The following is a 25,946-nucleotide window of genomic DNA, read 5'->3' as shown; positions in this document are numbered from 1 at the left end:
AAGATGCTGCCCTCAATGGAGGGCAGCTACTCAAATAAAGCATCTTAAAGTCTCTCAAAACTTCAGAATTAACCTTCAGACATTCCCGATTTATTCGGCAATTGCAAATCATCCGGGTCTACGTAGTGACAAACTGCTTTGTCCATGCAAATCAAGGCCCAGCCGGATTTATCGATGCTCATCAACTTGTAAGAAGCTGGCTGAATAAAGAAACCTTTGTGGTTGCGGGTTGCGGGTTTGATGTTAACGTGGCTGTCAGTGCTCATGTTTTTACAACTCCTAGTATTATCGTAGTAAAATCTGAAAACCGCTGAGCGGGTTGGTCAATCGTCTAAGTCTTCAAATACTAGCACTGACTTTCTGAGTTTTCCATAAAGTTATTTATTGATTTATTACGATATCGTAATAAACCGCAAAGCCACTTTCGTCGATCCCCGCACCCAAATCGACTTGTTTGCGCGGTTACGGCTCGAGAAGCCACTGTTTGACGCGGGCGAGACTCTTCCAGTCGGGTTTTCTCTTTAATCCTTCTTCAAAATTTTTTTTAACTTCGTCGAGCAACTCTTCGGAAGCCATTAGAAGTTGCTGAGCCACTTCTACATGGGGGCGCACTCCTTTTTCTTTGAGATCGAGGATCGCTACTGCTAGGTTGATGCGAGCTTGGGGGTCATGAGGGTTCAATTTAACGGCTGTTTTCGCTGCTTTTTGAGCCGGTGCAGGTTTATTTTCCAACAGGTAAAGCCACGCGAGGCTAGCCCAGGCATTGCCGTTTTTGGGAGCTTTTTCGCACACTTCTTTAAACACGGGGATCAAATTAGCCGGGGCTTCGCCAGCTTGGTAGCGATCGAAACCGTCTTTAAACAATTCTTCAGGGGTCATTCGATTTTAGATTTTGGATTTGGGATGTTGCATGGAAAAGGGCATGGGGCAGTTAACAACTTTCTGCCCCATGCCCTCTTTTCCGATTTATGTAGAAAAAGAACTGCCACAACCGCAAGTTTGAGTTGCGTTGGGGTTAGTAAACTGAAAACCGCCCCCGATCATAGCATCGCTGAAGTCGAGAACCAAACCGTAGAGATAAAGAATGCTCTTGCGATCGCAAACTACCTGAAAACCGTCGTAGTCGAACACTTCATCGTCGGATTTCACTGTGCTGGGATCTGCGAAATCCATCACGTAGGACATTCCAGAGCATCCGCCCTGGCGCACCCCTACCCGCAAGCAGAGGTCTTTACCTTGTTTTTCTCTCAGGGCTAAAACTTGACGGACAGCAGAGTCCGTCATTTGAATGCCGCGCTTTTCAGAAATGGCTTGAGTCATAATTTGCCGAACTCCTGAGACTGTCTAATGCTAAGAGTTTAATCTTATCCCTCCATTGTACAGGCATTCGCCAGAAGGCATAAGGTTAGATGCTGAAGGCAGAATTTTTACCTTCTAATTTTTAATTCCCGTGGGGCCTCGTTCCCCAGCTTGATGTCCTCTCCCCCTATAGGGTTTATGATTGATAAGCAGCGGTTGACCGGCTACCGGCACCGCAACAATGCTTCACCCAACGGGCTTACTCTATGGCAGCGCTGAATCGCTCTACTCTTCGTCGGCTACAAAACTTACCTCAAATTCCCAGCGTGTGGGAGGGCGATCGCCGACCCTTATCTAATGCTGACTCGCACATGATGCTAGATGACGATGACGTTCTAGAAGCTGGTGGCGAGTGCATTCTCTGGGTCGATGGCTCCGAAGGAGTCGTGAGGGCTATGGACATGGTAGGGCCAGATGCCGGCCCAGAGGCGATCGTCCGGGCCCTGCTACGGGCAATGGAACATCCCCAAAGTCCGGCTCCGGCAGTCCGGCCCCAAAAAATAGTAGTCAAAAACCGAGAAATTCAATTTTATCTGCGGGGCGTACTTCAAGATTTAGGCATTTCCATTGACTACGTGCCGGAATTGCCCTTAATTGACGAAATATTTCGCGGCATGGAAGAGGTCGCCATCAACAGACCTCCTGAGTTGCCACCTCAGTATGCTGAAGTTTTAATGGAAAAAGCTGCTCAAATTTGGCAAGACGCTCCGTGGCGGACTTTGAGGGAACACCAAATTATATCTATTGAAATCAATCAGTGGGATGTCGCCAGCCTCTACGTGTCCGTATTGGGGCAAGGCAGAATGGATTACGGAGTTTTACTGTACCGTTCTCTAGAATCCTTGAAACGCTTTCGAGAACGAGTCGTCAACGATGAATCTTTTGAAGATTTAGAACAGGCTTTTTTAGGCCAAGACTGTTTGTTTGTTACCTTTGAAAGTGCCGCAGATATTGATGAGGACGACGAGGACGACGAAATTGATTTAGCCGATTTGCCTCCATCGGAAATTGAACCAAATTTCGGCAACCTACATCCTTTAGAAGGATTGCGATCGATTCTTTACGAAGAAGAAGCCCTCACGATGTTAGTTGCTCTCGAAGCATTTCACCGCTTTTTCCGCAACGGTCGCCGGAAATTGGGAGCAGAGACGTTTCCCAGTCTTAGCAGCCGCTACCGCATCCCAGTGCCACAGTCTGACGGAGAAATTCAACAGGTATCCGTTAAAGTTTCCACGATGCCCGAGGTGTCAGACGAATTATTACAGATGCTCGGTGATGACGATGATGACGATGATGACGATGATGATGAATTTGACAAGCCACTGCTGCGGGACGATTTGGTGCCGCAAAATTCATTTTTGAGTCTCGGTGCAGTACCTTGGGAAACGGTAGATTTCCTGCGCCAAAGTGTCCAGTTTCACCAAGGTGCAGAAATTGATATTAATGCCGCCGGAGATGGTTTGCCGGTGGTGATGATCCAAACTTCTCATCCGAAGGCAAAAACTATGATTCAGGATTTGAAAGAAGCTGGAGGCGTGAAGGGTATTGGTTTTAATCCGGGCGAAAATCCTTTTGAGGATGAGCAATTCGACTTGGGTATTTTGCAAACAAAAAATGGAGAGTTGTATTTGTTTGGGGAGTTTAATGAAGACGATCCGGTGCATCAGGAAGCTCGCAAGAAGTGGGACCGTCGCTGTAAATTAACCAACGGTTGGTGCGGTTTGATTATTGCTAAAGGGTTGATGGGTGCTTCTCGCGGTCAGCCTCAGTTTAAGGATATGATCGCTTTGCTTGAGGTGCGCTGGGTGTCTGCTAAAGAGTTGGGAATTGGACCACTTCAGTTGATGCCGATGTTTTAAAGTTAGTTGACTGTTGACTGTTGACTGTTGACTGTTAACGAATGACTAATGACTAATGACTGTTGACTGTTGACTGTTGACTATTAACTAATGACTGATGACTGTTGACTAATGACTAATGACTAATGACTGTTGACTGTTGACTGTTGTGAGAAGGAAGAGGTAAAAGTAATTTGTAAGGTGCGCCCTAGCGCACCATTGTTTTTAAATTATTAAGGAAAATGATTATGTCAAATTCTACTCAAAAGCGAGAAGTGTTAGTCGCCCTTGATGCTGAATTCGCGGATAAAATAGACCAACTTACTGATGATTGGACGGAGGCGATCGAACAAGCTCTCCGTCTCTGGTACGCTAAGCAAATAGAAGATAAGTTGCGGAAGTTTTATCAAAACCGCAGCCCAGAAGATATTGAGGAGGAAAAAGAGTGGTTTAATTTTGTAGAAGAACAGATAGAAGAAACATGGAACAGCGATGGACTCTAACTCAACAGCAAAAACTTATCCCCGCCAAGGTGAGATTTATCTTTCTAGGGCTTTACGTCAGTTAGGAGATACCAAAAAAAGACCTGTAGTTGTGGTATCTCCCGATATCCGCAACGAGTTTACTGATTCTGTAATTGTTGTTCCTTTCACAAGTAACCTTGCAGGATTAGAAAATCCTACTCGTGTCTTGATTCCTGCGGGTGAGGGAGGATTGCAAGCTGATTCTCTAGCTGTATGTGAAAACGTTTCTGCTTTGGGGCAGACATTCCTAGAACAAGGCCCTTACGGTCAAATTAGTGCCGATGTCCTAGCAAGAATTCAGAGGGCTGTACAAGTGTCGATCGGCATTTATGAACTTTGAATGTTTCGGAAATTCTAAATTTTGTTACAATTTGTAAAAATACTGTAAAGGATAGGTAAAATGCGGGTTGCGATCGCAGGTGCGGGACTGGCTGGAATGACCACAGCAGTCGATTTAGTGGAAGCCGGCCACGAAGTAGAAATTTTTGAATCCCGCCCCTTTGTTGGCGGCAAAGTTGGCAGTTGGGTAGATCCCGACGGCAATCACGTTGAAATGGGTTTGCACGTCTTCTTCGGCTGCTATTATAACTTATTTGCCCTGATGAAAAAAGTGGGAGCTTTTGACGATTTGCTCCTCAAAGAACACGTCCACACTTTTATCAATCGAGGCGGCGAAACTGGTTCTTTGGATTTTCGCTTCCCCGTCGGTGCTCCTTTGCACGGATTGAAGGCATTTTTTACTACATCCCAGCTATCCGTACAAGACAAAATTCAAAATGCGATCGCCCTGGGAACTAGCCCGATCGTCCGAGGTCTGATAGACTTTGAAGGAGCGATGAAAACTATCCGCGATTTGGATAAAATTAGCTTTGCTGACTGGTTCCGCAGTCAAGGGGGCAACCAAAACTCGCTTAAAAGAATGTGGAATCCGATCGCCTACGCACTGGGTTTTATCGACACTGAAAATATTTCTGCCCGGTGTATGTTGACAATCTTTCAATTCTTTGCATCAAAAACCGAAGCCTCTGTCATGCGGATGCTGGCTGGTTCTCCCAACGAATATTTGCACAAACCAATTGTGGAATATTTGGAAAAGAAAGGAGCAAAAATTTACACGCGGCGCAGAGTCCGAGAAATTCAGTTTGAAGAAGGCGAAGAAACCCGCGTAACAGGCTTGGTAGTAGCTAACGGCGAAACAGAAGAAAAGATTACCGCAGATGCTTACGTTTTCGCCTGCGATGTACCAGGAATTCAGAAAATATTGCCCCCAGCTTGGCGCAAATGGTCAGAATTTGACAACATTTATAAATTAGATGCGGTGCCGGTTGCTACAGTACAATTGCGGTTCGACGGTTGGGTAACGGAATTGGAAGACGAAGCCAAGCGCAAACAGTTGAGCCACGCTGTAGGAATCGATAATTTGCTATATTCAGCAGATGCAGATTTTTCCTGTTTTGCAGATTTGGCGCTGACAAGTCCCAAGGATTATTATCAAGAAGGAAAAGGTTCGCTGTTGCAGTTGGTGCTGACACCGGGAGATCCGTTTATCAAACAAAGCAATGAGGCGATCGCCCAACACGTACTTAAGCAAGTTCAGGATTTATTTCCGTCAGCGCGGGAATTAAACATGACTTGGTACAGTGTAGTGAAACTCGCTCAATCTTTGTATCGCGAAGCACCGGGAATGGATGTTTTCCGCCCTGCTCAAAAAACTCCGATCGCCAATTTCTTTCTAGCAGGAAGTTACACTCAGCAAGACTACATTGATAGCATGGAAGGAGCGACACTTTCAGGCCATCAAGCGGCTAAGGCAATTCTCGAAGCTTACAGTCATTAGTCATTGTTCCTCTCGATTCGATCCCCCCTAACCCCCCTTAATAAGGGGGGGACAAGAGTGTTCTCAAAGTCTCCCTTAATAAATGGGGAGCCAACAGTGTTCTCAAAGTCCCCCTTCTTAAGGGGGATTTAGGGGGATCTAGATTCGAGAATAAACGAGAAATCCACAATCTAAAATCTAAAATCTAAAATCTAAAATCCCATGACTGATTGGTTAGAACACAGCGTTCAAGTAGAAGTGGCAATTCCCATCGAATTAGCATGGCAACTCTGGTCAGATTTAGAGCAAATGCCGCGCTGGATGAAGTGGATAGAATCTGTTCATGTTCTCGAAGAAGATCCAGAGTTGTCTCGCTGGAAACTCGCAACTGGCGGGTTAGAATTTAGCTGGCTTTCTCGGATTCTCAAATTAGTGCCGAATCAGATAATTCAGTGGGAATCGGTAGACGGCTTACCAAATCGAGGGGCCGTAAGATTTTACGATCGCAAAGACAGCAGTATCGTCAAGCTGACAGTGGCTTACGGAATTCCCGGCTGGCTGGGAAAATTGATGGATAACCTATTTCTGGGCCGCGTTGTTGAATCGACAATTCAGGCTGACTTGGAAAGGTTTAAAGAGTATGCTCTGAAAGTAAAAGCCACATCTTAAATTCTGAGGGCTAAAGTCCTGTGGTTTTTAATTGTAACGCGAGAGTCGATCGCCCCCCGGCCTCAGTATCATAGAGATGTGCTGCTGATTCCTTCTCGGTTCAGTTATGAGTTACTGCCTAAACCCCGCCTGTCAAAACCCGCAAAATGCCGATCGTACCCAATTCTGCCTGAATTGCGGCTCCAAACTGTTGCTGAGAGAGCGTTACCGCGCCATTAAACCCCTTGGGCGCGGCGGTTTCGGCCGCACTTTTTTAGCAATAGACCAAGACAAACCCTCAAAACCGCGCTGTGCAATTAAACAGTTTTTCCCCCTATCCCAAGGTACCAGCAGCAGCGAGAAAGCAGCAGAATTATTCAACCGAGAAGCGGTGCGGCTGGACGAGTTGGGGAAACACCCGCAAATTCCCGAACTGCTGGCGCACTTTCAGCAGGAACGCTATCAGTATTTGGTACAGGAATTTATAGAAGGTCAAAATTTACAGGAAGAGTTGGCGCGGACTGGGCCTTTCAGCCAAAGTCAGATTCTCAGTCTGCTGAAGGATTTATTGCCTGTATTGCAGTTCGTGCACGATCGCAGTGTAATTCACCGAGATATTAAACCCCCCAATATTATCCGCCGCCGCCTTTCTCAAACTCCCATAATTTATACTTACCCAACATTAACCGGGGAATTAGTTTTAGTTGATTTTGGCGCTGCAAAAGTTGTGGAGGGTTTGAGAGAAACCGGTACAGTCATCGGTTCTCCAGAATTCGTGGCGCCGGAACAAATTAGAGGTCAAGCGGTTTATGCCAGTGATTTGTACAGTTTGGGGGTAACTTGCATTTATTTGCTGACTCAAATATCTCCTTTTGATTTGTTCGATATCAATCAAGATGCTTGGGTTTGGCGAGACTTTTTGAAGGTTCCAATTGATCCGAAATTAAGTCGCATCCTCGACAAAATGATCGAATCGAGTCTCAGTCGGCGCTACAAATCTGTAGCTGAGGTATTGAAAGATTTGCAGCCGCAGCAGTCGGCGGGGGCGGGCACGGGGGCATCGCCCCTACCAGCGCCTAAAATTTCCGTGCCGCAGAGGACGGCGGTGGTGCAGAATGCAGTGCCACCAACGGTTGCAGGCACAATTTTACCTGTGCCCCCGATGCAGCGGGTTGTGCCCACACGCGCGCCCACTTGGAGGTGTGTTCATACTCTGGTAGGGCATTCTAATGCTGTTACGTCGGTAGCATTCAGTCCCGATGGCGCGACTTTAGCTAGCGGCAGTGAGGACAAGACGATTGAGATGTGGAAGTTGGAGACTGGTAAGCGGTGGTACACTCTTACGGGTCATTCTGACTGGGTGACTTGTGTGGCGTTTAGTCCTGATGGCGAGACTTTGGCTAGTGGCGGCCGGGATAAAACTATTCAAATTTGGGATTTGAAGAAGGGTAAGTGGTGGTACGCTTTGCGGGGTCACCAGGATAGGGTTTATGCTGTGGCTTTCAGCCGGGATGGTCAGGTTTTGGCTAGCGGTAGTCGGGACAAAACTGTGCAGTTGTGGAATTTGAATAAGGGAAAGGGGATGTCGGCTTTGACTGGTCACGCTGGCGGGGTGGAGGCGGTGGCTTTTAGTCCTGGCGGGGAGTTTTTGGCTAGCGGCAGCCGGGACAAGACTGTGCAGTTGTGGGATTGGCAAAATGGTCGATCGATTTGTACTCTGGCCGAGCACGGAGATTGGGTGCGGGCGATCGTTTTTGCTGCGAACTCCCCCAGCCCCTCCTTGGTAAAGGGGGGAGTAGCAGAAGGATTGATTTTGGCGACGGGGAGTCGGGATGGTACGGCGAAGCTGTGGCGGGTGGATGCACAGGGGCGAGGGACGCTGTTGCGGAGTATGAGGGACAATTCTGGGGATGTTTTGTGTGTGGCGTTGAGTCCCGATGGTCTGGTTTTGGCGACGGGGAGTCGGGATGGCACGATTTATTTGTGGGATGCGGGTACGGGGGGTTTGCTGGAAATTCTGACGGGCCACGCGGGGGAGGTTTTGTCGGTGGCGTTTAGTGCTGATGGGGGAAGTTTGGCTAGCGGTGCGGGCGATCGAACTGTGAAGATTTGGCGGGGGATTGGGCATTAGGGGCGATGTCAAGAGTGCCCGCCTAAAAAATCTCATATTTATGCTTGACAGGCGATCGAATGTTCTGCTACATTAGGAATTCGTGAGGACGCATAGCTCAGTTGGTTAGAGCACTACGTTGACATCGTAGGGGTCACTGGTTCGAGTCCAGTTGTGTCCATACTTAAAACCCGCCCACAAAGCGGGTTTTGTTGTTTCTACAACTGTACAGTAACAAATTATTTGTCACTGATAACAGATAGATGTCAAGTTAACAAATTATCTGTCCGCGTTGACATATTATTGTCCTCTTTGACAAATTAATATTATTAATGTTTTGAGGACACAACAGGACTCGCTTTCAACCCACCGTTGCAATTTTAATCATAACTAACTTACAAGAAGCTACCCTAGTCGGGATGGCCATTGAAGCCTCAGATGTGCCAAGCGCACGGCAAGCGGATCAATATTTCAACCCACCCCTAGTCGGGATGGCCATTGAAGCTCTATTGCTGTAGCGCCATTTTATCCTTGTTTGGAACTTTCAACCCACCCCTAGTCGGGATGGCCATTGAAGCACTAAGCGCTTAAACCCTAACCTAAACTGGCTTCCAGAAACAAATTTCGTCAATCTTGAAAATGTTGCCCTGGAAACTGTCACAACTGGAGGGTTGACCATCCCAGACAAAGCGCAAACTTAGTCTGGCTATTAACTTCAGAAGATTCGTCAACCTCTTGGGGATTTGGCTCCCGCTTAGGTTCACGAAAAAAAATAAGGTGGGTTCCCCCTTGGTCGGAGGTGATTCAGTAGCTACCACTGCGGTAAACCCGCACCCGTATTGCTGGGGGCGCACCTAATTCCTATCCGCAAGGGATAGCAGCTTCGGGGTGGGCAGCTACCAGGGTCAGAAAGCACAACGGTCTTCCAACCGTCAAACTAACCCTCATTTATCACTGCTCAGAGGCTCTTACGAGCATGACCAGCGGCGCTATTTACTATTCTATTGTCAAGGTGCAGTTAGTTGTCAATTAAGTTTTGGAACGTGAGTGATAGACGGAGATCGCTATCTCTTTTGCTTTCTCTTGGGGACTTCCTCTAACTGGCTGCTGTCCCTCTTCGATCGCCATCCCAACTTTCGCTGCTTGACTCTTGATACACTCAATTAGTCTGCCATAACTCCAATTGTGAACGCTAACCCGGTATTGTTTAGCGTAGTTTCGCTGACCTTCTAAAAATTCTGGGCATTTTTGCTCGGCTAAAGCTTGAATTTCGCTTTGGACTATTTCTCGCATATCGCCGAGTTTGGGTAAGACGATGCTACTAGCTTGGTATTTTTGCGCGATCGCCACAATCTCTTTCGCTAGTAATCTATCTACATATTCCCCTAACTCCGATTCTCCAAAACGGTTAGGGGCAGCCTGTTTTTGGGCGCTGTGTCGCTGTTGGGAAGTGCGCTGTTTTTCCTGTCGCTGGCGGTTGAGTAAATGGTAATTTTTACCGAGTAGCTGTTTGACACTGCGGTAAGTCAGGGGTTTAGATGCGATCGCGTCCACTATGGCGATGGTAGCAGGTTTTTCTAAGCCCAGACTCACACCAACGAGAATATGAGGTTGCCCCTGATATAAAGGTTGACTGGGGCGGGGGAAAGGGTTATTAATACGAGTTAATGTAGAGTTTTTGCGCTGAATAAAGGCTTGCTGATTTTCGTTAAGGTTGCCTTTTTCTTTGGTTTTGGTGAGGACTTGGGCAATTTCGGCGGCTTTTTCTTGCTTGACTTGTTCTGTACCTTCGGCAGTCCAGAGACGGGTATCAACGGTGCAGTAAAGGGTTAAGCGGTGGACGTTCCAAGGTTCGCCTCTTCCTTCTCCTTCTTGCCAAGCAATGCGGCCGCTACGGAGGGTGAAAAGGCTGCTGGAATGTTGGTTTTTGCTGGCTCGTTTGATTTGTTGGTCTTCTAGGAAACGATATAAACCAAAGGATTTGACGCTGGTCGCAATAGATTTGAAAACTGTGTACGCTTAGGCCGTGGAATTTAACGCAGATGCGGTTTGATGGGTTTTTAAACCAGTTTAGGTGTTCGCTGGTTTCGTAGGCGACGGGGAAGGGTAGGGTGCTGGGTTTTTTCAATAGTCGGTCTTGCCAGGATTTAGCTTGGGCTTCGTTTTCGGGGACGGTGGTAGATGCGATCGCTAATGTTTCTAACCATCTAGCGTTTGTTAAGTCTCTACCTTTGGGCATTCTGGCGGTTAGCTGTTCGATGAGGCGCTGGATTTGGATTTCGACTCGGCGGCGACGTTTGGCAAATTTTTCTGGGTCTTCTTCTTTATGGGTGAGTTTACAACCGTTTTTCAACAAGTAAGCGATCGCGCTTCGGTTCAAGTTGTCTTCACTTTGGCGGTAGGCTTCAAACAAGCTGTGAGATAGGCTGCGGTTAGTTTCGGAAACTTTCGGTTTTTTTGCTTTTTTACTTGTTTTTTTAGGCTTGGGAGAGTCGGCGAGGGCTGAGTCCGGAGTAAATTGAGCCAAGATTTCAGCGGCTTGGGTGCGAAGGGTGTCTAAGGTGACACCGTTAGTTTCTATGAGTTCGGCATCGCTTTTGAGCATTTCTAGCCAACGGGTTTTGCCTTCGAGTTGGTATTGCAACCGTTTCATTAAGGCCAACCAAGATTTGTAGATGTAGTTAACGAGGGCGATCGCACTCATGTAAAAGCGACTGGGTTGACCGACATAGCGGGGGTCAGTTTTGAGAGATTCGCAAAGCTGTTTGATCAGTCCTGCGGGGAGTTTGCCGTTTTGTCGCCACGTCGGGAAATCAGGGTGTTGGCCAACTTGTTCTAGGAGTTCATTGATGAGGGGCGTGTTTTTCTGTGCCATTAACTCCCAAAGTTGACGGCGGGTGGGCTCGTTGGCGATTAGGCGACACTGGATGGTGATTTGACTCATGGCTGTTTTTAACAGTAATGTTTTAATACTAACATAAATGTATAAATTTAACATAAGTGTATAAACCTAACATAAATGTATAAATCAGCGCTCCTGTAGAATGAGTTTCATGGAAGAGCGCTTTTTTACGACTAAGCAGGCGGCTGAGATTGCAGGCTGTACGTTACGTCAGTTGCAGTATTGGCGTGAGAGTGGGGTGGTTGTCCCTGTGATTACGGAAACGGGGACGGGGAGGAGTATTTACTACTCTGAGGAAAATTTGGTGGAGTTGGCGGCGATGGTTTATTGGCTGTCGGTGGGTTTTACCTTTGAGGTGGGGCGGGAAGTGCTGAAGACGCTTAAGGAGCAGTATCCGGGGCTTTTGAGCGATCGGGAGCCAAAGCGGTTAATTTTTGTCAAGGAGTCGCACGGAGGAGATTCCAAGCTGGTAGAGTTCGATGTGGAAAAAGTAGTAGCAGCTTGGGCTGAGGGTAAGTTTGTAGTACCGGTTTGGTTAGATGTGATTTATAGGCGGTTGCGTGAAAGAGTGAATGTGAGAGTGAGGGTGTAAAGAGCGATCGCTCCAACTGGTAGAGTTTGATTTGGAGTGTGCGATCGCATCGTTAAAAACTGGTCAGCCTGTAATTCCGGTGTGGTTAGATCAGATTCATCAAGGGCTAGCTAGTAAGCTGGTGAGTTAGGCGCGATCGCATTTTTGCATTTAATTAGCGTTGTCGTTGTTTGAGCTGAAGGTGATTCATTGGCGGTTGCTGGAAAACTCAAAGAAGTCGATAGTTCCAGTAGAATCTCAATAACTTCCAAGTGGAGAGCGGTTCAATTCATCTTTATAGACACGCCAATCAGGAAGGAATCGGTTCATTAACATTGTGAATCGCTCGTTGTGATGCCGTTCTAAAAGATGCGTCATTTCATGGACGACGACGTATTCCAGACAGTTAGGAGCTTTCTTGGCTAATTCCAGGTTCAACCAGATGCGTTTCGCTTCAATGTTGCAGGTGCCCCATTTTGTTTTCATCTGCTTCACTCCCCAATCATTAACCTGAACGTCTAGAATTGCTGCCCACTTTTCGATTAATAGAGGAATTGCTTTTTTCAACTGCTGTCGATACCAATTCATCATGACTTTTTCCCTTTGGGCTTCGTCGCTTCCTTCCCTAACGTAAAGGTCGATATAGGTGTTGTTTCTTACTTGTACCTTACTGTTACCTTGGTGATATATAACATTTAGTAAATAGCGTTTGCCTTGAAAATAGTGGCTTTCACCAGAGACACATTCTCTTTTTGATTGCCGTTCTTGCGCTTTGAAATTTGCCTGATGCTTTTTGATCCAAGATATTTTTGAGATAGCAAATAAACGTAGAGCTTCCTCATTCACTCTCAGAGGTGCAGCAATCCGAACTCGACCATCGGGAGGATATACCCCAAGATGGATGTTTTTAATATCTTTTCTATCAACATCAATGACTAGATCGCTGACGCTTATCTGATACATCCTAATAGTCGCTTTGATTCTTCACGATTTCAAAAATTATATCTACTTTTTCAGGGGAGTCAAGGTGTTTTTTGATGGCGCTTTTTACTTCGCGCTCCTTGATTTTATTGCCGCGCCAAGCATCCTTTTTGGTTTGGCGAATTTGATTGTCGATCGCCAATGCCAGATCCTTATTTTGCTCTAGGTTATCGTATAACGCTCGTTTGGCGGGAGTATCCAGAGATGGAGGGTACTGGGTTGAGGTTGCAGGTTGACTAACTTGTCGGCTGAGAGTCACAATTTTATTCAAGTAGTCCTCATACTCCTGAGCGGCTGTTTTGCGTTCTTGAATCAGTTCATCCAAGAGTTCCGACATTGTGCCGAAATACTTTGGGTTGGTGGGGCGTTGGTCGATGATAACTTTGCGTAGGTTGTTCTCAATGGTTTCGGCAACGGCTTCTGGGTTTTGTCTGATGCCTTTGGGTAGGGTATTGACTGCATCCTTGCCGCGATCGACAATCAACTCAATCAGCGTCATGTCCTCAAAGGTGGAAAGCACTTCGCTCTCTTCTGCGCCAATGTAGCTATCGATCAGGTGGCGCATGGCGGGTTCATAGGCTTTCAGGTCGATCGCATCCCCGCTGGCAAGTTTGACTTCGGCGCGAATCTGTTCGTAATATTTGACTTCCTGCTTAATGGTTTCAATTTCAGCAGCAGAATAGCCAGCTTCTGGCATATCGTTGGCTAGGTTAGCGTAAGCTCGAACTAGAGAAGCGGTGAGTTTGTAGAGGCTAACTCGCTTTTGTTCGTGTTCTTTGACTAAATCTGGGTCTTCGGTGTTGGAACCACAGAAATAACGGATGTAGGCTAGGGTATTTTTTGGCGATTCTACAGGTTCGCACAGGGCTTTGATGCTTTCTCTGGCAGTTTCTAAACGTTCGACTCCCTTTTCCAGGCGATCGCTCAATAACCCCTCGACATCGCCTCGATCGTAGTCCTCAAAGGCTTCGGCGGTGTAGTCGAGAACGGATTTCTCCAGGCTGTTGAACAAATCTTTGTAATCGATAATATAACCATACTCTTTATCGTCACCATCCAGTCGATTAACGCGACAAATCGCCTGAAACAAACCATGATCTCGCATGGTTTTATCTATGTAGAGATAGGTGGTGGGGGGCGCATCGAAACCAGTCAGCAGCTTATCCACCACAATCAGCAGCTTCATCTGGGCGGGTTCATCAACAAATTTCTTTTTGACCTCTTCCTCAAACGCTTCGGGGGTTTTACCATTCAGCATTTTTTGGTAAATCTCATACTGCCGCTGCTTTTCGGTGTATTCGTCTCCGCCGGTGCTTTCGCCTTTGATGCTTTGGAGGGAGCCATCGTAAGAGGTGACGATCGCACATCGTTTGAAGCCGCGATTCTGGAATAACTCATAATATTTGCAGGCTTGGTAAATGCTGCCTGCCACCAACAGAGCATTGCCCCGATTGCTTTGAAGACGGTCTTTGGTTTCAAAGTCTAATAGGATATCGCTGACAATTTTTTCTAGTCTGGATGCCGAACTCAAAACCTTTTGTAAGGTACCCCAGCGATGTTTCAGTTGAATTTTGGCTTGTGCGGTTAAGCCTCTAGTTTTGGCTTCAAACCACTGGTCGATTTTGGTTTCGGAAGTGATGAATTGATCAACATTGCGGGCTTCGTAGCGTAAATCGAGAACTACTTTATCGGCTACGCCTTCATGAAATTTATAGGTATGAATGTAACCGCCAAAGACCTCAATGCTATTCTGCTTGTCCTTTTTGAGTAACGGCGTACCTGTGAAGCCAATAAACACGGCATTGGGCAGGATTTCCTTCATGGCATCGTGCAGCTTGCCTGATTGGGTGCGGTGGCATTCATCTACAAATACATAGATATTGCCTTTGGAGGAGAAATCTGAGGGGAGACTGCGCTTGAGGTCTGCAATGTAGCTGTCGTAGTCTGCGTCGCTGACTTTATCTTTGTCTTTTTTGCCGAATTTATGAATTAAAGAACAGAGTAGCCAGGGGGCCGTGTGATCGAGTTTATCGATCAGGTCGCTGCCATTTTTGGTGCGATAGATGCCTTCGTTAACGCCTTTAAAAACGTTCTCAATCTGCTTGTCTAGTTCATCGCGATCGGTCGCGATCAGGACACGGGCATCGGGGATATTTTCGCGAATCCATTTGGTCAGCCACACCATTGTTAGACTTTTGCCACTGCCTTGGGTGTGCCAGATAATGCCACCCTTCCGTTGTTGTAGAAAGGTTTGAGCGGCTTTAACACCAAAATACTGGTTATGACGGCAAACTTTTTTGATGCCGCGATCGAACACAATGAAGTCGTGGATTAATTCGAGGAATCGTTGTTTTTCGCAAAGGCGCAGCAGAGTGCAATCGAGTGCGTTGTCGGCAATGCCGCAGTCTAAACTGGATAAATATTTGTTTTCTTTAGGGTCTGTTTGAGGATTATAGTCTGGGTTTTCTTCTTTCCAGGTCAAATAATATTTTTCGGGGGTTTCGATCGTGCCGTAGCGTAAGCCTTGAGTGTCATTGCCTGCCATAACAAACTGCATGGTGGCAAAGAAGGATTTGATAAATCTTGAGGTTTGGTTATCGAGGTTTTGGCGGATACCTTCGGAAACGGAGACGGTGCTGCGTTTGACTTCTAATACACCCAAGGCGATACCGTTGACGTACAGCGCCACATCCGGGCGTTTGGTATTTTCGCCTTTGACTGTCACCTCTTCGGCAATCGCAAAGTCGTTTTCTAAGGGGTTTTCCCAATTAATCAGCCAAACGGTTTGGGCCTTTTCGCCGACTTCTTCTCGGATTTTGACCCCATAGCGTAACAGGCTGTAGACGGCTTTGTTGATGTCGTAGAGGCTTTTACTTTGGTCGTCTGCGACTTTTTTGAGTTCAGACAAAGCTTTGTTAATCAGGGTGTTGCTGTAGCTTTGTTTGTGGCGCAAAAAGTTGGTGAGGAGGTCGGTTTCGATATGGCTGTTATTGGAGCGATCTTGCCAGTTGCCCAAATAGCTATAGCCTAACTGCTGCTGAAACAGTTGTACAACACGATTTTGGGTTAAGCGTTCCCGTTGTCCGACCTTGTTCATACCAGTCGAGTCCTCCCAGTGAGAAGTTCTTGCATCATTCCCTGTTTGATGGCTTTGTATTTATCGCATTTTTGCTCTAAGGCTTCGATTTCTGCGTCCATGTCGCTGAGAACTTGGGCTATCGCTTTTTGTTCTGATAGGGTAGGCAGAGGAATTGGAATTGAATAAAAATCATTGTGGTTTAAGTCAGGAATTGTGCTTGTTCCTGCTTTTGCAAGAATAAGCTTTTGAGTTTTGTCTAAATTTAAGTAACCAATCAAGTAATTCTTGTCTATAGCTTTTCTATCAAAATTTATTTTAAAAAAATTATTATGAAACACTCCGTTTACACCTGATACAACGATTCCAGTATTACCTGTTCTTGTCATTAATACATCATTTTCGTTACAGCAAACTGAAGATGAGTAACTATTAATATATTCTGTACCCTTACCATTATTAAGAAATTGAATGGTAATATATTTCTTAGAGTTTGGCGCTGGTTGCTTTAATCTCTTTTCAATTGCAATTTGTAAACCTTGATTGACAAAAGAAACATCTCTAAATGTTTTTACTTCCCATTCACCGCTAAAACCGGGTAGGCGTTTTTCCCCTGTGAGGAGTTGCTGCATTGCGCCTTGCTTGATGTTGCGCTTTTTGGTGATGAGGCGATCGAGTTCTGCGATCGTGGCATCGACATCACTTAGGGCTTGTGCGATCGCTTTTTGTTCTTCTATTGTTGGTGGGAGGGGTATTTTAAATTTATTAATTCCTTTTACAGTTAATTGCGGTTGTGCGCTCCCAAATACAACTCTATCAATCTGATTTTGTAATAGGTGTGATTGAAAAAAGCTATAAAGATAATTATTATCTAAGTTGTCGTCTTCATTTCTTAAAATTACCATCCCAGAATTTATACGAATATTCTCAAAAGGGACAAAATCATCAAAAAAGGCAACATTACCCACAGTACCACGGGTTGTTAATACCACATCTCCTTTAGCTAACTTTCCCTTTCCTAATGAATCATCTTTCTTTTTTGTAATAAATATACATTCCGAAAACTTAAAACCTTCCTTTGTGACATTCTTGGCGCTTAAGAACAAGCAATATCCACTATTGTGAAGCTCATCGTTACTGGGGTAATTATCTCCTCTATCCCCATCAATTACTTTTAAAACTTCCTCAAATTCTTTGAGATTCCAGTCATTAGGGATAATGCCTAAATCTGTATTTCGGTATCTTTCTGGTATTTTTCCTTCTCTCAGCATACCAACCCCATTTTTTGTAGATGACTCTCAACCTTAATCATCAACTCGTCCACCCGACTCGTCAACTCTGGCAAAGGTGTCTCATATCGTTCTGCCAACTCCTTAATTCGTTGCGTCAACCGTTGCGAAATCCGCTCCATCTCCGAATTTATCGCTTGTTGCAGCGTCACCATCCACTTATCATCTACTACAAGCGTTTTAATCTCGTCCTGCGTTAGATCTCCATATTTTGTTAACACATATTTATCCAGAAATTGAGTCAATAGTTTAATTTCTTTAGTAACTTCCGCCTCTTGCTCAATCAGTTTTAAATAAGACTTTAACACCTTTAACTCATCGGCAAACGTTGCATCATTCTTGATTGTCTTAATGCGATCACTTACATTCGCTTTCGTAATTTTGCCACTATCATTAGTAACTTCTTCCAGCAAACCCTCCTCGCCACCGTGTTCTTCTTGCAGTTCCTCCTGCTGGCGAACAATGTCATCTCTTTTCGTTTCCAGTTTTTCAATCGCCGCCTGTTCAGCTTTAAAATAGCGGTTAATCATCAATTCCTTGGGAATCAGTTCGCAGACATAATCTGTAATTGCACCTTTTTTATTTGTTACCGCTTTCAGTTCTGCCTTCCAGCCATCTTCAACCAGAATATAAACATCATCCTTCATGCTCTCCACCCAATAACTCATTAGGTGCTGATAAACATCGTATTTATCAATTAGGCTTTTTCCAGTAAAAGCTTGCAACAAATCTTCTGAAAGACTGTAAATAATATCCTTGGGATGATGTCCGGGTTGGATATCTTTCAGCCAAGGTGTATTTTTTGCTTGCCACCCTTCAAAAACCGCCTGAATTTCTTGCCCATAGCTAATAAATTCGGGATAGTCAAAAATGCAGGCTTTGACCTCCTCTATGGAGATTTTCAGCTTTAAATATCCAGGTCGCTCTGCTATTTCAAATAGCTTCTGCTTTAGCGTCGGATACACCTGCCAATACTCACTCAACGCCTCAACGTCTCGCTTGGGAATTCCTCCCAACAGATGCGCCTCAATATCCTGAATATCTTCCTCTTCCTGGCTGTCGATGTAGCGGGGAATATTCAGGTTGTAGTCGTTTTTAGATTCAGCAATTTCCTCAAATGGCACGAAGCGGGAATACTTCGGAATCTCTAGCTGCCGATTAAACACATCAACAATTTTGTGAATATCCTGATCCCGCAATCGGTTCTTATTGCCATCTTTGACAAAACTTTTGCTGGCATCAATCATAAAAATGCCCTGATGCTCCTCGGCATTTTCCTTGTCCAGTACAATGATGCAGGCAGGAATCCCAGTCCCATAAAACAAGTTCGGCGGCAAGCCAATAATGCCTTTAATCACACCCTTGCGAATCAGATTCTTGCGGATCTCTGCTTCGGCATTGCCCCGAAATAGAACCCCGTGAGGCAGAATAATCGCCCCCTTACCCTTACTTTTAAGCGACCTGAGCAGATGCAGCAAAAAGGCATAGTCGCCATTTTTCGCCGGAGGGATGCCATCCTCAAAGCGGTTAAATTCGTCTTGAACCGGGTTAAATCCATTACTCCAAGCTTTTGAAGAAAAAGGCGGATTAGCAACAGCAAAATCAAATTGTTTCAGTTTCCCATCCGCTTCTCTAAACAGTGGGTCGGCCAACGTATTCCCTTGTAAAATATCTGCCGTAGGATGCGCGTGCAGAATCATGTTCATCTTAGCCAAGGCGCGAGTAGCGTTGTCCATCTCCTGCCCATAGATGGTTAACCCCCGTGCAGCTTCATCCGCCGCCTTCAGCAACAAAGAACCGCTGCCACAAGTCGGGTCATAAATTGTCTGATCCTGGCTTTCGGCAGTATTGACCCCAATCACCTTAGAAATAATCCGAGACACTTCCGCCGGAGTATAAAACTGCCCTTTGCTTTTCCCTGACTGGGTGGCAAAGTTCCGCATCAGGTACTCGTAGGCATCCCCTAACAGATCGTCCCCATCCGCCCGATTCTTACTAAAATTCAGGTTCGGGTTATAAAAGATAGCTACCAAGTTAGAGAGCCGATCCTGCATCTCCTTACCTTTGCCCAACTTGTCAGCATCATTGAAATCAGCAACGTCAATAATGCCCTTCAAGTCATTCGCTTCCGCAAGTTTGGCAATAATTTTATTGATTTTGTCCCCAATTTCTTTGTCGCCTTTGAGCGCCACAATGTCCTGAAAGCTTCCCCCCTCCGGGACTTCAATCAGGGCATCCTCTACCCCTGCATAGCGGTCAGAAACATATTTAATGAACAATAACGCCAGCACATAGTCTTTATATTGCGAGGCATCCATGCCGCCCCGCAACTCATCACAGCTTTTCCATAACGAACTGTAAAGTTCACTTTTCTTAAGTGCCATCTTGTGCCGCCTTGTACAGCGCGTCCTAAGTTTTGTCTGCTAGACAGTTTGAGAAGGCAATTAATTATTTTACCTCGAAACGCAACCAGCCCGCAAAGAACCACTAATATTTCACAACATCCAAATCTATTCACAGACCAAATCGTCTTTTTGCGTAAAGCGTAAAGGCTTTTGGTATATTTTTATTTCAGCAAAAGATGTAAAACATCTTTGGCATTGCCCTTCAACCCATAAAGCTGGAATTTTGAATCCTGCCCCACAGTTAGGACATTCTGACAGCAAGAAGCGTAACTGGTGGCGATCGCACCCCTGCATCTCCTTAAACTACCACTCGATCCGGTGACAAGGCGACTGGGCATAACAAGCCCCACACAACCTTGGAGGCTTCAACTTCATCCCTACACCAGGAGGCGGTAACATTTCCTGTAACTGTTCCCTTTCAACTCCCACCACCACCGCCAACGCCTCCAATTGCTGAGGAGAAGGAGGCGGATTAAACCGAAACTTTTCCCAACGGGCGATCGCGCCTCCAAGTCCCGCCACCTTACCCAACCGATTCGGCGTTAACTTATTCGCCCGTCGAAACCGCCCCAAAAAATGGCTCAACTTATAGGCTACTCCAAGCACGACCAAGGATTACACCGCGATAGTCTTGAAGATAACTCAGTGCGGCTCTATTAGTATCAATTACCGCTTCAAAATCTCTTGCTTTGTCCCGAATGCCAACGTCCCGGAACCTTGCAAGAATATCTTCAGCAGAATCTAGTAAGTATTTATGGTGATTTACTGATTCATCAAAAGAATTTTTCCTAGATTCAAAAACTTGACTTCTTAAAGTTTTCAAATAGTGACGAAAGGATTCTCGCTCTCCAAATCCTGTAGAGCTAGGCTGAGAGCCACTAAACAGAATATCCGCTTCACTACTCCCTAAATTTGGTAGTGGCTTTAATTCCGTTAACATTCCTCGCATTGCTGCCAAGTCCAGAGAAGGAATTTTAAACTCTGAAAGAGCTTGTGGGCAATAATACCAAGTAGTTCGCCTCGATTCTTCATCAGGTTCTTGTACGTGGAACTTATTTCTCGTGAAGGAGCGTACATTCAACCATGTACCTGAAGCAATTGCATTTGCAGAAGCGCAACCTGCAATCAGCATTTGATGACTACTATAACCAACTATTACCTTTTTACCACGTAACCGCAATCCGGCGATCAGATCTACAATATTTACCAGCCAAACCTGGTCATCAACCAAATACTCACCGTTTGGCGGTTCACAAATTAAATAAATCGCGCTAACCGACCAATCTTTAGCAGACTCAATCAAGTCATGAATTTGAGCGGAATTTCTAGTGGCCTCAATATTCAAGGCTACTGTTGCAATTAATTCAAAAGAATTGTTGTTTAGTGTTTGAGCAGTTTCAATTGTGCAAAGTTGATCCTTGAGCCAGCTATCACTGACAGCCGAGGTATAATTTCCTGGTAAAATCCAGGCAGCACACTCCAGTTGCTGATTTAGTTCTAGCAAACTTGTCAATTGCTGGCTGAGACCTCCACCAGACCAATAATTTATAGTCTTGTATTCTCTCTCCCAATAATTATGGGATTGCAGCCGTTTATGAGTAGCGCGTGGCAGATAGACTTGAGGATCTAGTAGAACTTCCCCTTTGAGTTTCTTTATTTCTTTCGCAAACTTTGGTAGCTGATTAGGTTCTAAATCACGGGGGCTAAGGATAACGGTTCCCCCTCCCCAATGTTCAATGAGAGATTTACAGTGGCCCATCATGAGAGCTCCAAGCTGAAGATAAAGCTCCATTTATCAAACTCCTTCTTCTGTACAAATTTCCTGTATCCAAGTGAAAGCTTCGATAACACTGGGTAAACGGTGATCTGGTCTTTGTCGTGTCATAGTCCAGACCAAATCCGAAAATTTTCCCTTTTTGTCCACAGTCTTAGAGATTCTGGGCAGAGAGCGAGTTTCAACACGATTAAGAATCTCTTTATAATCACTTGCTTTATCAGTAAAAGGATTTATACCCTCTAAACACTCATACAGAGTTACTCCCAGAGCAAATAGATCGGCACGACCATCTATCTCAGACTTTCGATTGTTAAACTGTTCTATCGGGGCATATCCAGGTGTACAAGAACCAAAAGGTTGAGATGTTGCAGTTAGAGATGCTAAATCCAAGTGCCTCGCAAGACCAAAATCTAAAAGCCACGCATTATCGAAACCATCAATCATTATGTTATCCGGTTTTACATCTCGATGCACAATGTGAACTTTTTCAGCATCCGCAAGTGCTTCAAGCATCTGCCTTCCTAGTAGTAAGACTTGTCGAGGATCAAGGCTTCCTTTCTCCTGTACAACTTGGCGTAGACTATCGCCAGCAATGCGTTCTTCTCGTAACCAAATCACGTCGCCCACTGGGGAGTTTTTAATGCCAACCTCGAAAATTTTTGGCACCCTCGGTGAATCAACAGTTTGCACAGCCTGAATTTCGCGAACTATCCGGTCATGGTCGGTCTTCGGGTGGTAAAGCTTGATTACCACTGGCCCATCAGTCGGATGATTACCTGAGAAAACCTCTTTCTGACCACCTTCGCTTAGTGGACTAAGGCAGGAGATTTCTGGAAACTGAGGTTGTAGCCATTTTAGATCGATAGTCATTTTTGACAGGTAAAATTATTACAAGATTATTCTACAACAAAAGTAAAAATGTTCCGACTGGCTTTAATAATAGCATCAGATACGTCTCTCCATTAGTAATTAAGTATTTACACTTACGCTATAGGCAGCGTATATCGAACGATGCACGCCAAGCCCATTCATTGAACAGCCAGGAAACATAGGATTTAGGAAGGTTTGTCACCTGTGGTGAAAGCTTAGGCTGCGCTAATGAACATTCAGTGGTCAGAAGTCCCACTCCAAACCGTGTTGCCTTTTGAATAAGCTCATTGGTATTCCGCACCTCTGGTAGCAGCAAATAGGATTCTGAAGCAAACCATGTATTCTGAAAAGCTTGCTGTAGTCCCTCTTGCCAATTCTTTACTTTTGCTTCAATTGCAATTAGTCGCTGAATTGCAAAAATTTCCTCTAAGGGTTTGGCTTCCCATGTATCTCCTTTATAATCAATAAGCTCTGCATCCCTTAATCGTTGTAGTGACTTAGACAAATCATTGGGAAAAATGGTTTTCATTTTGGTTGTTTCAATAATTTTCTCGGAAACCATCCAATGTAATATCCGCCAATCCAACTTGTTTAGTTTTTTTCTCTCTGGCGACCATTTTTTAGCTATTTCAGAAGCAAAGTAAACAATAACAATATCAGGAAACCCTGAATCAATTAGAGGCTCTAAAAAAACGGCTTTTGACTCTTCTGGATTAGTAGATAATATTTGTAATTTAACGTATTTTTTTACCATATTATACTCAATGCCTTTAATTGGCTTTCTAAGTGACAAGCCAACTGAACCCAAAGAGGGAAACTCTTGAATATTTCTAGATTCAACCATAATAGCTGTCTTAGGAGTGCTTTCCTCCCTATTATTTGCTCTAATTTTTTTATGATCTAAGACAGAAAACATTTGTTTCTATTTAAATAAAATATAGCCATATTTTAACCTAAAATATAGGGCGTATTTTATATTAAATAGTGTGATAAGAATATGAAAATTTATCCATAAAAATATTTTTTTTACTGATCGTTTAATAAATATAAACAATAACTTTGATTGTTTTAGATGTTGGCAAAATTAATAGTTTAAGTCAGTAAATTTATTTGGGCATTTGTGATAAATATACGTGGCAGATTATCGATTATGGCAAAGTAGTTTTCTGCCACTTTACTATATCTTTAAAGGACAAAAAACACCGAGAACACCACCCATCCACCCATAACGCCGGAATCTTAAACCTCGCCCCGCAGTTGGGACACTCCGACAGCAAGCGTAATTTATGGCGATCGCACCCCGTTGCCGTCTTAAACTGCCACTCTATCCGGTGACAAGGGGACTCAGCATAACAAGCCCCACACAACCGAATCGGCTCTAACTTCATCCCCACCCCAGGAGGCGGTAACATTTCCTGTAACTGTTCCCTTTCAACTCCCACCACCGCCGCCAACGCCTCCAACTGCTGAGGAGAAGGAGGCGGATTAAACCGAAACTTTTCCCAACGGGCGATCGCGCCTCCCAACCCCGCCATCTTACCCAACCCATTCGGCGTTAACTTATTCGCCCGTCGAAACCGCCCCAAAAAATGGCTCAAACTCTCACCCTCCAACGGTTCCACCCGAAACAGCCAAGGCTGGATATCCGAAGCTTCCATTATCTGTACTCCGCCACTACTTCTTTTAACGTCTCCAAATCAATCTTTTGCAAGCCTTTATTTAAAGACCGAATAGCTGCTTCCCTGAGAATCATATCCATCAAACCGATATAACCCGCCGTCGCTTCCCACAATGTTTTCAGCATCGTCTTACTAGACAAATTAGAAGCCACAGGCAACAGCAAAACTTTCTTTTCCCAAACATCTACCGTCTGCTTAAACTCTCCTCCTGACAACTTGCCGTAGCGATGACCAGCACCAAAGCGCTTCTGAACTTGCTCATCTAGGCTAATTACCCTATCCAAGCGGTCAGTACCTACCAAAATGATGGGAATCTCCAACTTGTCAAAGATATCCCGCACCTCAGCAAACGTCTTAGACTGAAACCGATCCGCTTCATCAATAATCAGCATCTCCACGCAGCACCCCTTGAGCACCCGCATCGTGCGATTGCGAATGTCGGCGATCGTTCCCTTAACCACCTGATACTTCAAATGCTCAAGAATCGCCCCAAAAAATTCCTTCGGGCCACAGTCTTGCGGAATGTGGATGTAAACCACAGGAACCGTTGGCGGCTGTCCCGGCTCCTGCTTGGGTTTGTGCCGTAACCTGTAAGCATCACACGCCATAGTTTTGCCCGTCCTCGACTCGCCCACAATTCGCCCCGCCTGCCGAGACTGGCGCTTTCCTTCCAGCCACGTATGGAGACTTTTCACCTGTTCCAACTCCACAAAAGTCTTGCGGTTCAATCTTTGAATTTCCTTTTGATTTTTTTCTGGGTTAAGCGGAGTATCGCCTTGATTCGTCATTTTTTACCACCCGTAATCTTCGCGCATTTGTTCGTAATCCAATACTTCCGGCATTTCTGGTTCAGCTTCAGTGTTGTGCGATACCACTTCCTCCGGTTCCGGTTCCATAGATACAGGCTGTTTTGCCTTACGGATTTCACCTTGTTCAGCCTTTTGGCGTTCCTTTTTCGTTTTCTTCTGAGTGAGGAAAGTTTCGCGATCGCGCACTTCCTCCAAAATCGAATGGTTAGTAACCGCTTTCCCAGCTTCCCGAACCTTGCGGCTACTAGCTTTCGCCTCATCTAAAGATAGTTCTTCAGCTTCTAAATCTTGTGCTACTGCACGGGCTAAAAATACCTCATTACTACCCTCATTGCGGTAAACCAAAAGCCTTGTAATATCTTTGGGGTCATATCGCAGCACTACACTTTCCCCTGCGTAACCCGCCAAATATTCACCTCGATACATTAAGTTTTCAAATTGTAAGTAGCCGCCCCTTTGAATAATTCGCCTCGACTGTTTCATCAAGCAAATATCCAAATCTCTTTCTGAGATTAAAGGTGGCATAGCAAGTAAACCAGCTTCCCATCGTTGAAACCTTGTTTGGTCGCCCATCCGAGCGTCAAGACGCTGATTGTAGTTATCAACAAGATAGCGAACTAAATGCTGCTCTAACTCCCGCAGAGTCAAACAGGCTTCTTTTTCTGCATCTTCCGGCCGCTTTTGTACATTTGACCCCGTATATCCCGGCAAAGTGGAAAATAGCTCGGTGTTCAATGTGCCAAAGGGACGCTCGACAATACCACCTTCAGAGGGGCGATCGCGCAAATGGCAAACAAACCCTAACTGCACTCCTATTTGCTGCAAATGTTCCGAACGAAAATCCTTACCGCCATCAGTATAAAAATGCTCTGGCTTCCCATAAGTTCCCCACTGGCAATGCAGACCATATTCTGCACCGTATTGCTTCGGCAAAATAGCATGGCGCAAAGCTAAAGCCACTACCTGAGAACTGGGAGCGTCAAAGCCTAAATTAATGCCCAGAATGCAGCGAGAATAGGTATCAATAACCGTCGTCAACCAAGGACGACCTAAACTTTCCCCATGCTGATCCACTAGCAACAGATCAGCGCGAGTGTGATCGCATTGCCACACCTGGTTGCTGTACTCCACTGCCAAATCTGCACCGTCGCGAGTTTTAACCGACAAACGCGATCCTCGCCATCCCGGACTGCGAATGCTTTTGGCTTTTTCTTGTTGGCTCTCCTGAGTTTATGGTGTAAAATGTACCTACTAATACATTTACCGTTATGAGCTTCCATCTAGACTATCTA

The 25,946-nt window shown here is 45.2% G+C and carries 23 protein-coding genes and 1 tRNA gene; 8 read left to right on the top strand and 16 right to left on the bottom strand.

Going from position 1 to position 25,946, the window contains the following annotated elements; all coding sequences use genetic code 11:
• Positions 1-68: 68 nt before the first annotated feature.
• The 3 genes from QUA83_RS20895 to QUA83_RS20885 all read right to left on the bottom strand — a co-directional run bounded on the left by QUA83_RS20895 (position 69) and on the right by QUA83_RS20885 (position 1,320).
• Positions 69-266: a hypothetical protein gene (locus QUA83_RS20895; protein WP_006632682.1), complete on the bottom strand. Its 198-nt coding sequence runs from the start codon at positions 264-266 to the stop codon at positions 69-71.
• Positions 267-462: 196 nt separating this feature from the next.
• Positions 463-879: a tetratricopeptide repeat protein gene (locus tag QUA83_RS20890; RefSeq protein ID WP_333070877.1), complete on the bottom strand. Its 417-nt coding sequence runs from the start codon at positions 877-879 to the stop codon at positions 463-465.
• Between the two features lie 87 nt (positions 880-966).
• On the bottom strand, positions 967-1,320 hold the full coding sequence (locus QUA83_RS20885) for a HesB/IscA family protein (RefSeq protein WP_006632680.1): 354 nt from the start codon (positions 1,318-1,320) through the stop codon (positions 967-969).
• Between the two features lie 245 nt (positions 1,321-1,565).
• On the opposite strand from QUA83_RS20885, the gene QUA83_RS20880 reads away from it, so the two are divergent.
• The 7 genes from QUA83_RS20880 to QUA83_RS20850 all read left to right on the top strand — a co-directional run bounded on the left by QUA83_RS20880 (position 1,566) and on the right by QUA83_RS20850 (position 8,476).
• Positions 1,566-3,218, top strand: coding sequence for a DUF6930 domain-containing protein (locus QUA83_RS20880; RefSeq protein WP_333295535.1), 1,653 nt, complete (start codon positions 1,566-1,568; stop codon positions 3,216-3,218).
• 227 nt (positions 3,219-3,445) lie between these two features.
• Positions 3,446-3,700 (top strand): hypothetical protein, encoded by a 255-nt coding sequence (locus tag QUA83_RS20875; RefSeq protein WP_333295533.1) that lies wholly within the window; start codon positions 3,446-3,448, stop codon positions 3,698-3,700.
• Complete coding sequence (locus QUA83_RS20870) at positions 3,690-4,061, top strand: type II toxin-antitoxin system PemK/MazF family toxin (protein ID WP_333295531.1); 372 nt, start codon at positions 3,690-3,692, stop codon at positions 4,059-4,061. Before QUA83_RS20875 ends, QUA83_RS20870 begins: the two co-directional genes overlap by 11 nt.
• 60 nt (positions 4,062-4,121) lie before the next feature.
• On the top strand, positions 4,122-5,558 hold the full coding sequence (zds, locus tag QUA83_RS20865; protein WP_333295529.1) for a 9,9'-di-cis-zeta-carotene desaturase: 1,437 nt from the start codon (positions 4,122-4,124) through the stop codon (positions 5,556-5,558).
• 201 nt (positions 5,559-5,759) lie between these two features.
• Positions 5,760-6,206, top strand: a complete 447-nt coding sequence (locus QUA83_RS20860) for an SRPBCC family protein (RefSeq protein WP_015175311.1) — start codon at positions 5,760-5,762, stop codon at positions 6,204-6,206.
• A gap of 106 nt (positions 6,207-6,312) precedes the next feature.
• Entirely contained in the window at positions 6,313-8,316 is a 2,004-nt protein-coding gene (locus QUA83_RS20855; protein WP_333295528.1) for a serine/threonine-protein kinase, read from the top strand.
• An 86-nt stretch (positions 8,317-8,402) separates the two neighbouring features.
• Positions 8,403-8,476, top strand: a tRNA-Val gene (locus QUA83_RS20850).
• Between the two features lie 848 nt (positions 8,477-9,324).
• Here QUA83_RS20850 and cas12k (QUA83_RS20845) read toward each other — a convergent pair.
• Both cas12k (QUA83_RS20845) and cas12k (QUA83_RS20840) read right to left on the bottom strand, forming a co-directional pair.
• Positions 9,325-10,239, bottom strand: coding sequence for a type V CRISPR-associated protein Cas12k (cas12k, locus tag QUA83_RS20845; RefSeq protein WP_333295553.1), 915 nt, complete (start codon positions 10,237-10,239; stop codon positions 9,325-9,327).
• Positions 10,187-11,239: a type V CRISPR-associated protein Cas12k gene (cas12k, locus tag QUA83_RS20840; protein ID WP_333295527.1), complete on the bottom strand. Its 1,053-nt coding sequence runs from the start codon at positions 11,237-11,239 to the stop codon at positions 10,187-10,189. The genes cas12k (QUA83_RS20845) and cas12k (QUA83_RS20840) overlap by 53 nt, the downstream gene beginning before the upstream one ends.
• 109 nt (positions 11,240-11,348) lie before the next feature.
• On the opposite strand from cas12k (QUA83_RS20840), the gene QUA83_RS20835 reads away from it, so the two are divergent.
• Positions 11,349-11,789: a MerR family transcriptional regulator gene (locus QUA83_RS20835; RefSeq protein WP_333295526.1), complete on the top strand. Its 441-nt coding sequence runs from the start codon at positions 11,349-11,351 to the stop codon at positions 11,787-11,789.
• Positions 11,790-12,026: 237 nt separating this feature from the next.
• Here QUA83_RS20835 and QUA83_RS20830 read toward each other — a convergent pair whose 3' ends face one another.
• The 11 genes from QUA83_RS20830 to QUA83_RS20780 form a co-directional block, all read right to left on the bottom strand.
• Positions 12,027-12,731 (bottom strand): SprT family zinc-dependent metalloprotease, encoded by a 705-nt coding sequence (locus QUA83_RS20830; RefSeq protein WP_333295525.1) that lies wholly within the window; start codon positions 12,729-12,731, stop codon positions 12,027-12,029.
• A gap of 1 nt (position 12,732) precedes the next feature.
• Complete coding sequence (locus QUA83_RS20825; protein WP_333295523.1) at positions 12,733-15,846, bottom strand: HsdR family type I site-specific deoxyribonuclease; 3,114 nt, start codon at positions 15,844-15,846, stop codon at positions 12,733-12,735.
• Complete coding sequence (locus QUA83_RS20820; protein WP_333295522.1) at positions 15,843-17,096, bottom strand: restriction endonuclease subunit S; 1,254 nt, start codon at positions 17,094-17,096, stop codon at positions 15,843-15,845. Before QUA83_RS20820 ends, QUA83_RS20825 begins: the two co-directional genes overlap by 4 nt.
• Positions 17,090-19,498 (bottom strand): type I restriction-modification system subunit M, encoded by a 2,409-nt coding sequence (locus QUA83_RS20815; protein WP_333295521.1) that lies wholly within the window; start codon positions 19,496-19,498, stop codon positions 17,090-17,092. The genes QUA83_RS20820 and QUA83_RS20815 overlap by 7 nt, the downstream gene beginning before the upstream one ends.
• Before the next feature lie 324 nt (positions 19,499-19,822).
• Positions 19,823-20,125 (bottom strand): helix-turn-helix transcriptional regulator, encoded by a 303-nt coding sequence (locus tag QUA83_RS20810; protein WP_333295519.1) that lies wholly within the window; start codon positions 20,123-20,125, stop codon positions 19,823-19,825.
• Positions 20,106-21,311 (bottom strand): hypothetical protein, encoded by a 1,206-nt coding sequence (locus QUA83_RS20805; RefSeq protein ID WP_333295517.1) that lies wholly within the window; start codon positions 21,309-21,311, stop codon positions 20,106-20,108. Before QUA83_RS20805 ends, QUA83_RS20810 begins: the two co-directional genes overlap by 20 nt.
• A gap of 3 nt (positions 21,312-21,314) precedes the next feature.
• Positions 21,315-22,166 (bottom strand): serine/threonine-protein kinase, encoded by an 852-nt coding sequence (locus tag QUA83_RS20800; protein ID WP_333295515.1) that lies wholly within the window; start codon positions 22,164-22,166, stop codon positions 21,315-21,317.
• A gap of 118 nt (positions 22,167-22,284) precedes the next feature.
• A complete protein-coding gene (locus QUA83_RS20795; protein ID WP_333295513.1) occupies positions 22,285-23,082 on the bottom strand; it encodes a hypothetical protein in 798 nt (265 codons plus the stop codon).
• 232 nt (positions 23,083-23,314) lie between these two features.
• Positions 23,315-23,824 carry a TniQ family protein gene (locus tag QUA83_RS20790; RefSeq protein ID WP_333295512.1) on the bottom strand — a complete coding sequence of 170 codons (510 nt, stop codon included), beginning with the start codon at positions 23,822-23,824 and terminating at the stop codon, positions 23,315-23,317.
• Entirely contained in the window at positions 23,824-24,633 is an 810-nt protein-coding gene (locus tag QUA83_RS20785) for a TniB family NTP-binding protein (protein WP_333295510.1), read from the bottom strand. Before QUA83_RS20785 ends, QUA83_RS20790 begins: the two co-directional genes overlap by 1 nt.
• A 3-nt stretch (positions 24,634-24,636) precedes the next feature.
• Positions 24,637-25,821 (bottom strand): transposase family protein, encoded by a 1,185-nt coding sequence (locus QUA83_RS20780; protein WP_333295508.1) that lies wholly within the window; start codon positions 25,819-25,821, stop codon positions 24,637-24,639.
• Between the last annotated feature and the right edge of the window lie 125 nt (positions 25,822-25,946).

Source organism: Microcoleus sp. K1-B1 (assembly GCF_036704705.1).
Taxonomy (GTDB): domain Bacteria; phylum Cyanobacteriota; class Cyanobacteriia; order Cyanobacteriales; family Microcoleaceae; genus Microcoleus.
Note: the sequence above shows the minus strand (reverse complement) of the source record. Positions and strands in the feature narration are given on the sequence as shown.